At 66.7% G+C, this 13,284-nt stretch carries 12 protein-coding genes; all 12 read right to left on the reverse strand.

Features of this window, described 5'->3' with window-relative positions; all coding sequences use genetic code 11:
- Positions 1 to 11: 11 nt before the first annotated feature.
- A complete protein-coding gene (locus NU688_RS21465; protein ID WP_257862815.1) occupies positions 12 to 740 on the reverse strand; it encodes a type II secretion system protein in 729 nt (242 codons plus the stop codon).
- Positions 727 to 1,161, reverse strand: coding sequence for a type II secretion system protein (locus tag NU688_RS21470; protein WP_257862816.1), 435 nt, complete (start codon positions 1,159 to 1,161; stop codon positions 727 to 729). The genes NU688_RS21465 and NU688_RS21470 overlap by 14 nt, the downstream gene beginning before the upstream one ends.
- The gene (locus NU688_RS21475) at positions 1,158 to 1,598 is read right to left on the reverse strand and encodes a hypothetical protein (RefSeq protein ID WP_257862817.1); all 441 of its coding nucleotides are present in this window, start codon (positions 1,596 to 1,598) and stop codon (positions 1,158 to 1,160) included. The genes NU688_RS21470 and NU688_RS21475 overlap by 4 nt, the downstream gene beginning before the upstream one ends.
- Positions 1,599 to 1,660: 62 nt before the next feature.
- Positions 1,661 to 2,146, reverse strand: coding sequence for a type II secretion system protein (locus tag NU688_RS21480; protein ID WP_374684670.1), 486 nt, complete (start codon positions 2,144 to 2,146; stop codon positions 1,661 to 1,663).
- Positions 2,136 to 4,556, reverse strand: a complete 2,421-nt coding sequence (locus tag NU688_RS21485; protein WP_257862818.1) for a secretin N-terminal domain-containing protein — start codon at positions 4,554 to 4,556, stop codon at positions 2,136 to 2,138. The genes NU688_RS21480 and NU688_RS21485 overlap by 11 nt, the downstream gene beginning before the upstream one ends.
- A gap of 8 nt (positions 4,557 to 4,564) precedes the next feature.
- Complete coding sequence (locus NU688_RS21490; RefSeq protein ID WP_257862819.1) at positions 4,565 to 5,095, reverse strand: hypothetical protein; 531 nt, start codon at positions 5,093 to 5,095, stop codon at positions 4,565 to 4,567.
- Positions 5,092 to 5,739: a hypothetical protein gene (locus NU688_RS21495; protein WP_257862820.1), complete on the reverse strand. Its 648-nt coding sequence runs from the start codon at positions 5,737 to 5,739 to the stop codon at positions 5,092 to 5,094. Before NU688_RS21495 ends, NU688_RS21490 begins: the two co-directional genes overlap by 4 nt.
- Positions 5,727 to 7,193 carry a hypothetical protein gene (locus tag NU688_RS21500; RefSeq protein ID WP_257862821.1) on the reverse strand — a complete coding sequence of 489 codons (1,467 nt, stop codon included), beginning with the start codon at positions 7,191 to 7,193 and terminating at the stop codon, positions 5,727 to 5,729. The genes NU688_RS21495 and NU688_RS21500 overlap by 13 nt, the downstream gene beginning before the upstream one ends.
- Positions 7,194 to 7,197: 4 nt before the next feature.
- Positions 7,198 to 8,787, reverse strand: coding sequence for a GspE/PulE family protein (locus NU688_RS21505; protein ID WP_257862822.1), 1,590 nt, complete (start codon positions 8,785 to 8,787; stop codon positions 7,198 to 7,200).
- Positions 8,784 to 10,019 carry a type II secretion system F family protein gene (locus tag NU688_RS21510; RefSeq protein ID WP_257862823.1) on the reverse strand — a complete coding sequence of 412 codons (1,236 nt, stop codon included), beginning with the start codon at positions 10,017 to 10,019 and terminating at the stop codon, positions 8,784 to 8,786. Before NU688_RS21510 ends, NU688_RS21505 begins: the two co-directional genes overlap by 4 nt.
- A gap of 15 nt (positions 10,020 to 10,034) precedes the next feature.
- Positions 10,035 to 10,493 (reverse strand): type II secretion system major pseudopilin GspG, encoded by a 459-nt coding sequence (gene gspG / locus NU688_RS21515; RefSeq protein ID WP_257862824.1) that lies wholly within the window; start codon positions 10,491 to 10,493, stop codon positions 10,035 to 10,037.
- Positions 10,490 to 13,284: hypothetical protein (locus NU688_RS21520; protein ID WP_257862825.1), on the reverse strand; the 2,795-nt coding region annotated here is incomplete at its 5' end. The genes gspG and NU688_RS21520, both read right to left, overlap by 4 nt.

Genomic DNA, 13,284 nt, shown 5'->3' on the forward strand with positions numbered 1-13,284 from the left:
CTCGGCTCGGTTCAAGGTCGTGGGGACGCGGAGAAAGGCGTCGTCGAAAAAGAGGGAAGCGATGTGGCGGAGGTCGACCCGATCGTCTTGCCTCCGGCCGGCGTTGGCATCTGGGCGAGCGGACCGAAGATCCATTCGGCATAGCTTTGCGCGCCCGTGAAGGCCTGCTCGTCGCCTTCGAAGCCCGCTTGCTTGATCGGCATGGCCGTCGAGAGCGAATGAATGCCGACGATGCGGCCCGACACCTGGACCAGTCCCCATTCGGCCTTGCCGGTCATCGGATCGACGAACACCTTGCGCAGATGGCGGCGGATGCCGGGAAAGCGTTCGTCCTTCAGCAGGGCCTCGAGGCTGGCGGGATAGCCGCTCGGATCGTTCTGCGGCGGCAGCGCGGGCTGGCCGCCTGCGCCAGGAAAATTCGCGCCGCCGCCACCACCGGCGGCAGGCGGCAGCCCTGAAACGGGTTGGCCAGGCCCCATGCCCGAGGGCAGCGGCAGGCCGCCGGCAGCACCGGCCGTCGGCAGCCGGGCCGCGTAGTAACTGGCGAGCGCGGTGCGGAACTGGCGCCCGATGGCGAGCAGCTCTTTCTCTCTGTCGCGCTGGCTGACGGTCGTCTGCACATCGGCGGCCACGGTCATGCCGACACCCATGAGCGCGATCAGCAGCAGCATCCAGATGTAGGTGAACCCCCGCTGCGCGGATGCGGGCGTCCCACGGGATCGACCGTCAGAAGCTCTCATACGAACGGCCGTCCTTGGTGGCGCCGGACGCCCCGCTCTTGATGCCGGCGATCCCGGTTTCCTCGGTGTTCTGCGAGGGCAGCAGGATCCAGCTGGTGCGCGACTCGGTCACCGGGTCCGTGGGCACCGCGTGCAGGTAGCGCTGCTCGACCAGTTCGTCGAGCGTCTTCGGCCAGCGCCCCTTGTCCGCATAGAACTTGTCCAGCGTGATGCGCACGACGCGCAGGTTCTCCTGCAGCACCTGGTCCTTGGACTTGTCGATCGATCCGAAGTAGCGCGGCGCGGCGATGGTCAGAAGCAGCGCGACGATCGACAACACCACGAGCAGTTCGATCAGGGTGAAGCCCGCGCGGCGCGCGACTTTTCTTGCGGTGGACGCGCACGCGCGCGAACAACGCACCCGGCATTTGGCAACTGTCATGTCCCGCGAGACCGCTTGAACAACGCGAACCAATTGACCGAGATTGGAATATCCCTTTCCAGCGCAAGCTCCTCCAGATACCAAGCTGGCAGTTCGTCGTCTTCATTTTGTGTTTGCCACTCGAACAAGCTCGGCCCAACGATTCCGAGTCGCTTGTTCTCCCCGTGCAAAACGATCCAGTACCAACCCGGCAACACCTCGATATGGGTGACCTCTCCCCAGCTGATGATCCGCCGCCCCCAGGGAGAAGAACGTGCAATGAAACGCGGACCGATGCTCGTTTTTCCTAGGAAAAGCAGGCTCAGGGGCGCAATAAGCACTGCGCATATCAGTAGCTTTTCGCTGCCCTTCCAATAGCTCTGCAACAAGCAGATGGCCGTCGCAATGATCACGCTCCAGAGGTAAGGGGCTTCGGAAATTTGAATGGTTTTTGACATGTTTGTTGCCTATCGAGTTTTCATTCGGGCGGGCACGCTCCGTCTCCAGGCGATGCGGACGATCACCACAACGCGTACTCAACCCCGTTGAGGCCGGTCTTCTTCGACTTGGAATAAACATCGAACACATCGTCTCCTTCGGCCGGCGCATCCGGCGGCGAGCTGTAGCTGCGCAGGCCCCAGGTCTGCGCGGCGGGTGTCCGGGCGTCCGCGAAGGTCGGGTCGCGCGGCAGCGACCGCAGGAAGTAGAGCTTCTGCTGGTTCGGGCTGCGCTGGTCGGGCACGCCCTGCCAGAGGTCGTCGAGCGACTTCGGAAAGCCGCTCTCGCCGAGCTTCATCTGAATGCGCCCCTGGTCGGACGCGCGCTTGTAGGCGTCCAGCGCTTCGCGGATCTGCATCAGCGAGGCCCGCAGTTCCTGCTCCTTCTGGCGCTGCACGCTCACCTGCGCCAGCGGCACCGCCACGGTCGCCAGCACGGCCATGATGGCGAGCGTCACGAGCAGCTCCACGAAGGTGAAGCCACGCGCAGGATGGGCGCTACGGAACAATTTTGAACACCTGTTCCACCGGCACGGCCACCGGCGATGCCGATGCCGGCTCCGGCGTGGCCGACAGCAACTGGAGCTTCGCGCCGGCACTGGCCTTGACGGCCTTGAAGGTGAGCGTGGCCACGCTGCCGGTGCCATTGATGCCGGCCTCGCCGCCGGCCGGGTTCTCGCGCAGGGCCGCGATGAACACCTTGCCCAGCACGCCGTCGACGCGCTGGTTGAAGGTGCTCTTGCCGCCGGCCTGCCGGAAGAAGTCGCCCTCCTGCGCGCTCACGACCTGCATCAGCTGCGGATCGAAGCCCACGAGCAGCGGCAGGCCGCGCAGGGCCTGCTGGCTGTTGACGCGCAGCACTGCGCTGAACTGCTCGCCCACCTTCACCTGCGCGGGCGCCTGCCAGCTCAGGCTGACGGCACCGGTTGCGGGCGCGCCTTGCGGCGCAGGCGCCGCCTTGTTGGGCTGCTGCGGCGCAGCGTTCACGGGCGCCACTGCGCTTGCCGCGCCGGCACCCGGCGCCACGGCGCCAGCGGCGGCGCCCGCACCGACAGGAGCTGCAGCCGCCGGCGGCGCAGCGACAGCCTTCGGTGCATCGGGCGCTCCGCCCGTGAACTGAAGCGGCCTCGCACCGATGTTGCTTTCGGTACCGGACTCGAACTCGGCCGACTGCAGATCGGGCCGGCGAATCGAGCGCACCACGCGCGGCGTGATGGACAGCAGGATCTCGCTGCGCAGCGTGTCGTCCTTCTGGCTTCCGAACAGGCGCCCAGCCACCGGCATCTCGCCCAGCCCGGGGATCTTGTTCGAGCTGGAACGGTCTTCGTCGCTGATCAGGCCCGCCAGGATCTGCGTCTCGCCGTCCTTCAGCCGCAGCACGGTGCTCGCGCCGCGCGTGCCGATCTGGTAGGCCTGCGAGCCCGACTTGCTGACGATTTCCTTCACGAGGCTGGAGACTTCGAGGTTGACCTTGATCGCCACCTCTTCGTCCAGGTAGATGGTGGGCTCGACCTCCAGCTTGAGGCCCACGTCCAGGTAGTTGATCGACTCCGACACGAAGCCGGTCACGTTCGATGTCGTCGTGATCACCGGCACCCGGTCGCCGATCAGGATCTTGGCCTTCTCCTTGTTGCGCACACGGATCCTGGGGTTCGCAAGGATGCTCACGTCCGCGTCGTCCTTGTTCGCATTGATCGAGACGCTCGGGGTCCCTCCCACCTTGAGGTTCCTGCGGTTGAGATTGCCCAGGTCCCTGAGCACCAGCGGCGCGCCGTCGATCTGCAGCGGCGACAGCGACAACTGGCCGGGCCAGTCGATGCCCAGCTCGAGCAGGCGCGAGCGCTTCATCTCGACCACCTCCACTTCGAGCATCACTTCCGGATCGGTCAGGTCCTGCAGGGCCACGATGCGCTCGGCCATGCGGATGGCGTCGGGCGTGTCGCGCATGATGATCAGGCCGAGCCGCTCGTCGATCACCAGGTCCTTGGTCTTGACGATGGTCTTGATGGTGTTCGACACCGCCTTCACATCGGCGTTGGCCAGGTAGAAGGTGCGCACCGACAGCGTCTGGTAGTCCTTCAGCTTCTGCGGCGTGCTCGGGTAGATGAGCACCGAGTTCTCGTTCAGGATCTTCTGCTCGAGCTGGTTCGTCACCATCAGCAGGCGCACCGCATCCTCGATGGTGGTGTTGCGCGCCATGATGTTCGCCTTCAGGTCGGGACGGATGTCCTTGTCGAAGAAGAAGTTCAGGCTCGACACCTTGGCGATCACGTCGAACACCGTGCGCAGCGGCGCGTCGCGGAACTCCAGCGTGATCGTCTTGCGGAAGCTCTCGGCGAGCTTGGCCTCGGGCTTGGCCAGCTTGTTCTGGGCTTCGTCGATGCGCTCCTTGAGGTTCAGCGCCTCGCGCTGCCGCGGGTTCTCGTTCAGCACCGGGCGCAGCATGTCCAGCGCCATGACCAGGTCTTCGGGCTTGCCCTTCTTCAGCAGGGCTTCGCCCTCGACCACCACGAGCCGGTGCTTGCGCTCGACGACCAGCAGCTCCAGGCCCTGGCGCGCCATGGCGTTCTCGGGTTCGTAGACCATGACCTGCCGGTACCACTTCTCCGCCTCGGTGAGCCGCCCGTCGCGCCGGTTGGCCTCGCCCGCCGTGAGATAGCGGTTGACCAGGCTGGCACGGGTGGTCGACAAGGCCACCCGGTACTCGGCGTTCTTGGGATCGAGCTTGACCGCTTCTTCCAGCTTCGCGATTCCTTCGGCGGGCTTGTTTTCCGTGAGCAGCCGGTTGGCGTCGCGAAAGGCCACCTGGCTCGCACAGCCGGCCAGCACCAAACAGGCCAACACGAAACAGGCCGGCGCACACGCGCCCACCACACGGGCCCAGCGCTTCTCCGGGCGCGGGTGCATGAACATCGTCATTTCTTCTTTCATTGGGAGGCGGTCCACGGCAGGCTTTGCTTCTGCCCGAGCGGCAGATAGGTCAGCACGACCTGCCCGGCCTCGATGGCGTCGACGCGCCATTCGGGGTTGATGTTTTCACCGGGCCACAGCACCACGCTGTCGCCATTGAACGTGGCGAACATGGCTGTCCTGTCCCCTTCCTGGTAGCGGCCCAGCAGTTGCAGCGGCGCGGGCGGCGCCCGCGGTGCCACGGATTCGGCCGTGGGCGGCGGCGGCGCCTCGACCCTGGCGGGCGGCGGCTCCCAGCTCAGCGCCGCGAACAGGTTCGAATCGTCGCCGTCGAGGTCGTCGCGCGAACGCAATCCGAGCACTTCGGCGGCACCCACCGAACGTCGGCCTTCAGGCTGAACCGGCACCGACACCGGACGCGGTGCCGCATCGGACACGGCGGGCCGTTCGACGACCTGCACCACGGCATCTTCCTTGGCCGGCGCAAAGTACACCGCGAGCAGGGTGGCCGCGAGGGCCAGCACCAGCATCACCCTGCGCTGCGTCATGGCGCGCCTCCTTCCGGTGTTTGCAGCGGCAGCGGCTTGCCGGACGGCTCGCGCGCCTGCGCAGCGGACACGCCGGGCAAGCCGGTGATCAGGGTCCATTGCACGATCGCCTCGATCTGCTCGGCCTGGATGCGGTCGCGCTTGAACTGAACCGACTCGAACACCAGGCTGCGATTGCCGGCCAGCGCACGCTCCTGGAAGCGCTGGACCGCGGGCGCGTTGCCCTTGATCGGCATGGTCATCTTGTAGCGCACGAACTGGCCGACCTCGTCGTTCTGCGCGCGGTATTCGCCGCGCGACAGCACCAGCTTCTCTTCCACGCCGAGCTCGAACAGGCGCTCCAGCACCTCGGGAATGTCGTCGTGCGCGGGCAGCACCTGCTCGAACTTCTGCAGGTTGGACATCTCCGCCACCGGCCGCGGCAACGACTCGCCCGTCTCGGCCGCCGCACCCGCGGTTCGCAGACTGATGCGCTGCTCTCTCACCTGCACCACGGCCGCGGCGAGCCCGCAGATCACGAGCAGGCCCAGCAGGATCGCAAGGCCGTCCGGCCCGGCCATGCGGTAGAGCCGATGCGCGCTGCGCCGGCATTGCCACCAGCCATCGGCCATCGCGTGGCGCGTCCAGCGTGTCAGTCCTTCCATGCGACCTCCACGGTGAAACGGTAGGCGGCCCGCGGGCTGCCCGCCTGGGCAGCGGCGTTGTCCGGCACCTCGTGCCTGACGAGGTAGGCGTGATTCAGCGGCTTGCGGTCCGACAGAAAGGCAACGTAGCGCGTCATGTCGGTGCTCGCGGGCGCTTCGGCATGGACCTTGAGCGTTGGGCGCAACACGCGCGCATCCACGGCGCCTCCGGGCCCGGCGCCGCGCTCCCGCCCTGCCACCAGTTCGAGGCCCAGCAGCCCGACGCGGATGTCCTTCGGCGGCTGGAGCGCACGCAGCAGGCGCGGCAAGGGGATGTTGAGTTCGGAGACCACGGCGTTGACGGCCGCGATCCGCTTGGCCTGCTCCGCGGACGGCGGCGGCGCTTCGGGCACCACGGCCGCGCGACGGGCCGCCGAGGCCGCGTCGAGGGCCTCCTGCAGCCGGGCTTCGTTGCGCCAGAGCGTCACACCCGACAAGCCGATGCCGCCGAGAACACACGCGAGCAGCAGCAGCTTGACGGCGGAAGGACGGGCGGCGCGCGCCACCGCATCGAGCGCATGCGCCGACACCAGATCGCGCCGGCCTTGCGGCGTGACCCACCACGCCATCGGGCCGGTGGCACCGGAGAGCGGATCGTTCGGCGTCAGGTCGGTCACGGAAAACAGCGTGGCGACTTCGGGCGACGCAGCCGAGGGCACGGCATTCCACCCGAGCCGCTGGACGATGGCCGCGACGGACGCGGCCAGCTCGCGCGCCGCGGACCGTCCGGCGCCATCCGGATGAAGTCCGGCATGCAAGGGACGGATCAGCACCTCGTCGATGCATGCCGAGGCCCGTTGGCCCCGCACGAGGATCACCTGCCGCGCCGATGCGTCGCCCGGCTCGAGGATGGCGAACACGCGCTCGGAATGCGCGGGCGCCTGCCCGGGCGCATCGTTGCCGCGCCAGGCCAGCGCGGACAAGGTCGTGACCGAGTGCGGGCGCGTCTTCAGCGCCGCAGCCAGCCGGTCCACGTGTTCGAGCAGCGATGCCGGATAGCAGACCGCGAGCCGGGGCTGGCGAAGCGGCGCATCGTCCAGCCGCAGCAGATCGCCGGACAGGACCTCGTGCCCCGCTTCGCGAAGTTCGCTGCGCGCGGCCGCGACGGCGGCGCCCGAGCGGTACTGCGCCGCGTTCCATGGCACGGAGGCGCTGGGCACCCACTGATCGGACACCAGCACGCGCAGCTCGGCGCCGCGCTGCAATGCGAGTTCGGCCTGGCAACCGCGGCCCAGCGCTTCCATGGCCTTCGACACGGCCGCGGGCCATGCGTCGATCGAAGCCAGGGGCTCGTCGGCGATCGGCTGCTCATAGGTCGCGTCGAACAGCATGCGCAACTCGGCGCCGCGCCGCACGGCCCAGGCCGCCTGCAGCCGTTGGGCGCCGATGTAGATGTAGAGAACGGGCTTCGGCATGAACTTAGCCCGCCACGCGCGCGACTTCGTCGAGCGTCGTTTCGCCGGAGGCCACCAGTTCGAGCGCCATGTCGGCCAGCGGTATCCAGCCGGCCAGCCGTGCTTCTTCCTTCACGACAGAGATCGAGGCCTGCGCGGCAATCAGCTCGCGCAGCTTGTCGTTCATCACCAGCACCTCGGCCACGGCCCGTCGCCCCTTGTATCCGGTGCCACGGCAATGGCCGCAGCCCTTGCCGGCCCGCAGGGTCCAGGCGCGGATGGCGGCGTCATCGACACCCACGGCCTGCATGGCCTCGGGCGTCGGCACCACGGGCTCCGAACACACGGGGCAGTTCACGCGCACCAGCCGCTGCGCCACGATGCCGTTGAGCGCCGCCGAGAAGCTGTAGGCGTCCACCCCCATGTGAAGGAAGCGCCCGAGCACGTCGAACACGTTGTTGGCGTGGACCGTCGTGAACACCAGGTGGCCCGTCAGCGCGGCCTGCACGGCGATCTGCGCGGTCTCGTCGTCGCGGATCTCGCCCACCATGATCTTGTCGGGGTCGTGGCGGAGGATCGAGCGCAGCCCGCGCGCGAAGGTCAGCCCCTTTTTCTCGTTCACCGGGATCTGCAGCACATGCGGCAGGCGGTACTCGACCGGGTCTTCGATGGTGATGATCTTGTCGCGGCCGGTGTGGATCTCGGTGATGGTTCCGTACAGCGTGGTCGTCTTGCCCGAGCCCGTGGGCCCCGTCACCAGCAGCATGCCGTGCGGCTTGCTGGCCAGCCGCCGGATCGAGGCCTTGGTCTGCTCGCGCAGCCCCAGGCTTTCGAGCGTGAGGCTCTGCGCCTGCTCGGTCAGGGCCTTGCGATCCAAGAGCCGCAGCACCGCGTCTTCGCCGAAGATGCTCGGCATCACCGACACCCGGAAGTCGATGTCGCGATCGCTCACGCGCACCTTGAAGCGTCCGTCCTGCGGAATGCGGCGCTCGGCGATGTCGAGCTCGGCCATCACCTTGACGCGCTGGATCACCTGCTCGGCCATGTCGGCGCCGGACACTTCGGTGATGGAGACCAGCACGCCATCGAGCCGGTACTGCACGCGCAGCCCTTGCGCATCGCACTCCAGGTGGATGTCGCTCGCGTTGAGCTTCAGCGCGTCGTACAGCGTCGAGTTGACCAGCTTGATCACCGGGCTCGTTTCCTGCTGGATCGAGACCATGCTGATGAGCGCTGCCAGTTCGCCGTCGTCGGCTTCGGACTCGACCGCCTGGAAGCCGTCCATCGCGCGCATCTGGCGCTCCTGCTGCGCCAGCAGGCCGTCGAAGTCGTCGGCATCGACGAGCCCGACCGCCACGTTGCGGATACCCAGGCGGCGGCATTGGTTGAGCCCCCAGGTTTCGGCGGCGGCATCGCGGTGATCGGTCAGCGCAAGGTAGACCTGATTGGCACCTGCAGGATCGTCCACCGGCGACTGCAGCACCGCGATCTTGCGCGCCACCGCATCGGTGTAGCCGACCGCGTCCCAGCGCGTGCGCAGCTCGCGCAGGCGCGCCATGTCCATCCACACCAGGCCCAGCGAATGCGCGAGCTCGACCGTGTTGGGCGTGCTCATTGCAGGCTCCCCGCGAGCTCGAAGATCGGCATGTACATCAGCACCACCACCAGGCCGATGACCAGGCCGATGGCCAGCATCAGCACCGGCTCCAGCAGCTTGGAGGTGGCGTCGATCCAGCGCGTCATTTCCTCGTCGTGAAAGCGCGCCGTGCGATCGAACATCGGCGCGAGCTGGCCCGAACGCTCACCCACCTGGACCAGCGACTTCGCGACCGGCGTGGCAAGGCCGAACTGGACCAGCGCCTGCGACACGCTGCCGCCCTCCTCGATGCGCTCGCGCGCACCCGCCAGCGCCTTGCGCTGGGCGGAACTCAGCAAGCCGCCCACCATGCCCATCGCGCGGGGCAGCGCAATGCCGGAAGACAGCAGCAGGCTCAGCGCGCGATAGAAGCGGCTCAGCCGGAACAGGTCGGCCCGCGGCGCCAGGCCCGGCAGCCGCAGCGCCAGCTCGACCAGCTTCTGCCGCGTCGCGGCCTGGCGCAATTGCCACACCGCCAGCACGATCACCGCGGCCACCAGGCTGATCGCGATCACCGCGTGGTCGTAGACCAGGTGCCCGATCGACAGCAGCACGCCCGAAGCCCAGGGCATCGGACGGCCCGAGCTTTCATACACGGCGGCGAACCGCGGCACCACGTAGCCCAGCAGGAACAGCGTGACGAACCCGCCCACCGTGACCAGGAGCGCCGGATAGATGGCCGCCGACACCAGCTTCTTGCGCAGCACGTCGAACTGCTGCTGGTAGGCGATGAAACGCTCCATCGCTTCGGGCAGGTTGCCGGTGCGCTCGCTGGAGCGGACCGTTGCCACGTACACCGCGGGAAACTGGAGTGGATGGGCTTCGAGCACATCCGAAAAATTCTTGCCCTCGCGCAGGCTCGCCTCGACGCCGGACAACAGCGCACGCGTGGGCCCCTGCGACTTCTCGACCAGCGTGTTGAGCGCCTCGCCCAGATTCAGGCCCGCCTGCAGCAGCGAATGCATTTCCTGGCTGAACAGCAGCAGGTCGAAGACGGCGCCGCGCGTCGCTGCGGCCGTCTTGCCGGCCTGGTGTCTCGATCCATCGCCAGCCGGTTCGCCCGCATCGGACGAGGCTTCGACCTCGAGCACGCGCAAGCCGTCGCGGCGCGCCTGCCGGGTGGCTGCCGCAGCATCCAACCCGGCAAAGCGCATCCAGCTGCTTTGCCCGTCGCGGCCCTGAACCCGGAGCCGCACACCCGTAGCCGTCATCGACAACCTGCCGGCTCAATGAAAGGACACATCGGCGTTCTCCTTCTCACCGCCGGCCTGCCCGTCCTTGCCGTACGAGAGCAGGTCGAACTCCGCCGTCTGCCCCGGCGTGCGGTAGATGTATTCCTTGCCCCACGGATCGGGCGGAATCTTCTTCTGCATGTAGGGGCCGTTCCACTTGGCCTCGCCGTTCGGCTTGACCACCAGGGCCTGAAGGCCCTGCTCGGTGGTCGGGTAGCGACCGGTGTCGAGGCGGTAGGCATCGAGCGCTTTCGACAGCGCATCGATCTGCGCCTTGGCCGTGCTCTGCTCGGACTTTCCGATCTGCGAGAAGTAGCGCGGGCCGACGATGGCGGTGAGCAGGCCGATGATCACGATCACCACGAGGAGTTCGAGCAGGGTGAAGCCCCCTGCACCTTGCCGAGCGCGCCTGCCTGCAGCGGCACTCGTCCTGGAAACGCTCTGGTAGTTCATTGCTTTTTGGGCTCCACGCGCCATTTGAAATTTCCCCCTTGCACAAGCGACTCCTTGGACACCGCGGTTTTCGACTGCAAGACAACCGTGTCGGTGGTCGTGACGGTCTCGCCTTCGGCCACCGCGCCAAAGACCAGCGATTGCTTCGTGATCTTCACGTCGGGCATGTTGCTGACGGCCAGATAAGCAGTCACCCCTTTCAACGACTCCCCCGTGTTGGTCAGCTCGGCGCGGAGCGTGTATTCCCACGCTTTCTGATCGGTCTCGCGTTCGCTCACCAACGTCCATCCGCAGATATGCAGCTTGTCGTTGTCGGTCGTGGGAGGCAGATTGCTGTCGTCCGCGTTGAGCACGCTCATGTCCGGGCTGACGACCGACTTGGCACCGACAATCCCGTTGTAGTTCGGATCGGTGGATTTCGTCTTGCCCACCAGCAACTCATACCGGGTTCCGCCATCGGGAATGCAGTTGTTGCGCCCTGTCAGCGTTGCGCGTTGGTACTTGTAGTAGTTCTCCGGCGTGAAAACCAGGCTGCCGGGCGATACCAAGGCGCTTCGGCTGCTCGTCGACAACGGAACGACCACCTCCGCGGTCGGCTTGCTCGCCAATGTGAAATCGACCACCGCACTGGTTCCGCTTTCGGAAGTGGCGATCCCGCGCACCGGACGCAGGGGCGTAACCATCCCGTTTTCGGTTGTCACGTATCCGTCGGGAACACCGCCCTGTACAGCGTAAACGCCACCGGTCGGTTGGGCCTCCGAAATCACCACCGCTCCGGGCGCATAAGCTTTGCCGATCCCTTTGCCGTCATAGATCACCGCATAGAAATAGTAGGTCCCCGCCGCCAAGGAGCCCACGTTCACGACGTACTCGCCGGTCGTCGTGCCGGCCGGCGCATGAATGCCATCGAGGATCAGGTTGCCGTTGAAGTCGGCCTTGCTGGTGCCGTAGTAGAGCGCCACGGTATGTTCCATGTTCGGGTTCGTGCCTTCCCACCGAATCGTCACGCTGCTCTTTACCTGGCCGTTGCTGTTCTGGATGTCGGGCGGCATCGTCGTCGCCGGCGCAGTGACGGCAATGCTCGGGTTCTGGTATGGGGAGGTGCTCACATAGAGATGCACCTGCTCGCTCCACGCACTGGAGGCACCCTGTGCGTCGATCGCACGGACCTGCCAGACATAGTCCCTCTTGTCGATCAGCTCGATCGGCACGATCGAAGCGGTCGTGGACGACGTCGCCGTCCAGGTCTGGTTCGTTGTCGGCGTGCCCGGCTTTACCGGTCGGAAGGGGTAACCGAAGTTGAAGTACTGCCCGTAGAACTCATAGTGCACGGCATCCCCCTCGGGATCGACCGCGGGGTTGACCTCAAGACTCGGCTGCGTCGAGCCGACCCACGCACCGTTGCCCGGGTTCTTCACCGTAGGCGTGGGCGGCGGATCATTGGCTGCGTTCATCAAGAAGTCGCCCACCACCCAGTCCGATTCGGTTTTTCCGTCCTGCGCCTTCGCACGCCACCAGTAGCGCTTGTTTTCCACCAACATCGCGGTGGTCCAGCTCGCGCCGCCCGCGCTGTTCGCCTTGATCTTTCCGGAGGCCTGCTTGGCCGACGAATTGAAGGTGTTGACCGTGTCGATCTCGAACACGTAGGTGATCGGGTCTTTCTCCGGATCGGTGCTGCCGCTCACCGTCAGCGCCGTGTTGGAGCTTGCGCTCTGGCCGCCGACGGCAGGCGAAACGATGGTGGGCACCGAAGGGGCCCGATTGCCGACGACGACCGTGAACTGACGGGCCGGTGTGGGGGTCTGGGCGCCGATTGCGTCCTTGGCAACGACGCGCCAGTAATAACGGCTGCCGTTCGTCAGCGGCTTCGACACGGTCCAGCTCGTGGAGCCGCCCGGCGTTTCCGTCAGGTTTTCCACCTGCACCACGATGTCGGCCAACGCGGCGTCCTTGTAGATGGCAACGCTGTAGGTGATCGCATCGCCGTCTTTGTCGAGGCTGTTGGCCCAACTGAGGGTTGGCGTGAGCGTGATCACCTCCGAGCCTGCAGCGGGAGTCGCCAGATTGAAGTTGTTCGGCGGATCGTTGACCGTGTTGACGAAGAAGCGGCCGTTCACCCACGGGCTGTAGATCGTCTTGCCGTCGAAGGCGCGGGCGCGCCACCAGTACTTGGTGTTGTCGCCGAGGTCGACCGGCACCTGCCAGCCGGTGGGTTGCACCACAGTGCCCGCGCCGTTGCCCGGCGCGGATGGCGCCTTGTCGACCACGGCCGAAGCGATCTTTTGCGTCATCGCCTCGTCGGCATACACCTCGAACTGCAGCTTGGTCGTCGGGTCCCTCGCATCGGCCGAGGTCATGACCTTCAACAGCGGCCGCAGGCCGGTGACGGAGGCGCCCGAGAGCGGGCTGTCGATCGTCGGCGTGCCCGGCCCTGGCGGCGGTTCGTCGCTCTCCACCCTGATGCTCGCCGCGCGGCTGGCGCTCAGCGTGCCGTCTGTGGCCGTGTAGTTGATGAGATAGTTGCCCACCGAACCCGTGCCCGGCGTCCAGCTGAACGAGGCGCGCGCCACCGTCGGACTCTTTGGATCGGCCGGCTGCGCCGTGAAGCTCGCACCCGTGGGCAGGGGGGCCGCCACCAGCGTGACCGGCGTGCCCTGCGGACTAGACGCTTCCACCAGGAACGACACCTGCTGGCCGACCTTGGTCACGCGATCTGGGATGAACTGGATCACCGGCGGCAGCACCGCCGCCGGAGGGGCCTGGAAGTCGCTCTCGTAGACGCCTGTGGTGT

This window comes from Variovorax sp. ZS18.2.2, from assembly GCF_024701975.1.
Taxonomy (GTDB): domain Bacteria; phylum Pseudomonadota; class Gammaproteobacteria; order Burkholderiales; family Burkholderiaceae_C; genus Variovorax.

What these genes read in the sequence shown, in the direction of transcription:
- NU688_RS21490 (WP_257862819.1), bottom strand. Translation starts at nt 5,095, where the DNA reads ATGACGCAGCGCAGGGTGATGCTGGTGCTGGCCCTCGCGGCCACCCTG.
- NU688_RS21465 (WP_257862815.1), bottom strand. Translation starts at nt 740, where the DNA reads ATGAGAGCTTCTGACGGTCGATCCCGTGGGACGCCCGCATCCGCGCAG.
- NU688_RS21505 (WP_257862822.1), bottom strand. Translation starts at nt 8,787, where the DNA reads ATGAGCACGCCCAACACGGTCGAGCTCGCGCATTCGCTGGGCCTGGTG.
- NU688_RS21495 (WP_257862820.1), bottom strand. Translation starts at nt 5,739, where the DNA reads ATGGAAGGACTGACACGCTGGACGCGCCACGCGATGGCCGATGGCTGG.
- NU688_RS21510 (WP_257862823.1), bottom strand. Translation starts at nt 10,019, where the DNA reads ATGACGGCTACGGGTGTGCGGCTCCGGGTTCAGGGCCGCGACGGGCAA.
- gspG (WP_257862824.1), bottom strand. Translation starts at nt 10,493, where the DNA reads ATGAACTACCAGAGCGTTTCCAGGACGAGTGCCGCTGCAGGCAGGCGC.
- NU688_RS21500 (WP_257862821.1), bottom strand. Translation starts at nt 7,193, where the DNA reads ATGCCGAAGCCCGTTCTCTACATCTACATCGGCGCCCAACGGCTGCAG.
- NU688_RS21485 (WP_257862818.1), bottom strand. Translation starts at nt 4,556, where the DNA reads ATGACGATGTTCATGCACCCGCGCCCGGAGAAGCGCTGGGCCCGTGTG.
- NU688_RS21470 (WP_257862816.1), bottom strand. Translation starts at nt 1,161, where the DNA reads ATGACAGTTGCCAAATGCCGGGTGCGTTGTTCGCGCGCGTGCGCGTCC.
- NU688_RS21475 (WP_257862817.1), bottom strand. Translation starts at nt 1,598, where the DNA reads ATGTCAAAAACCATTCAAATTTCCGAAGCCCCTTACCTCTGGAGCGTG.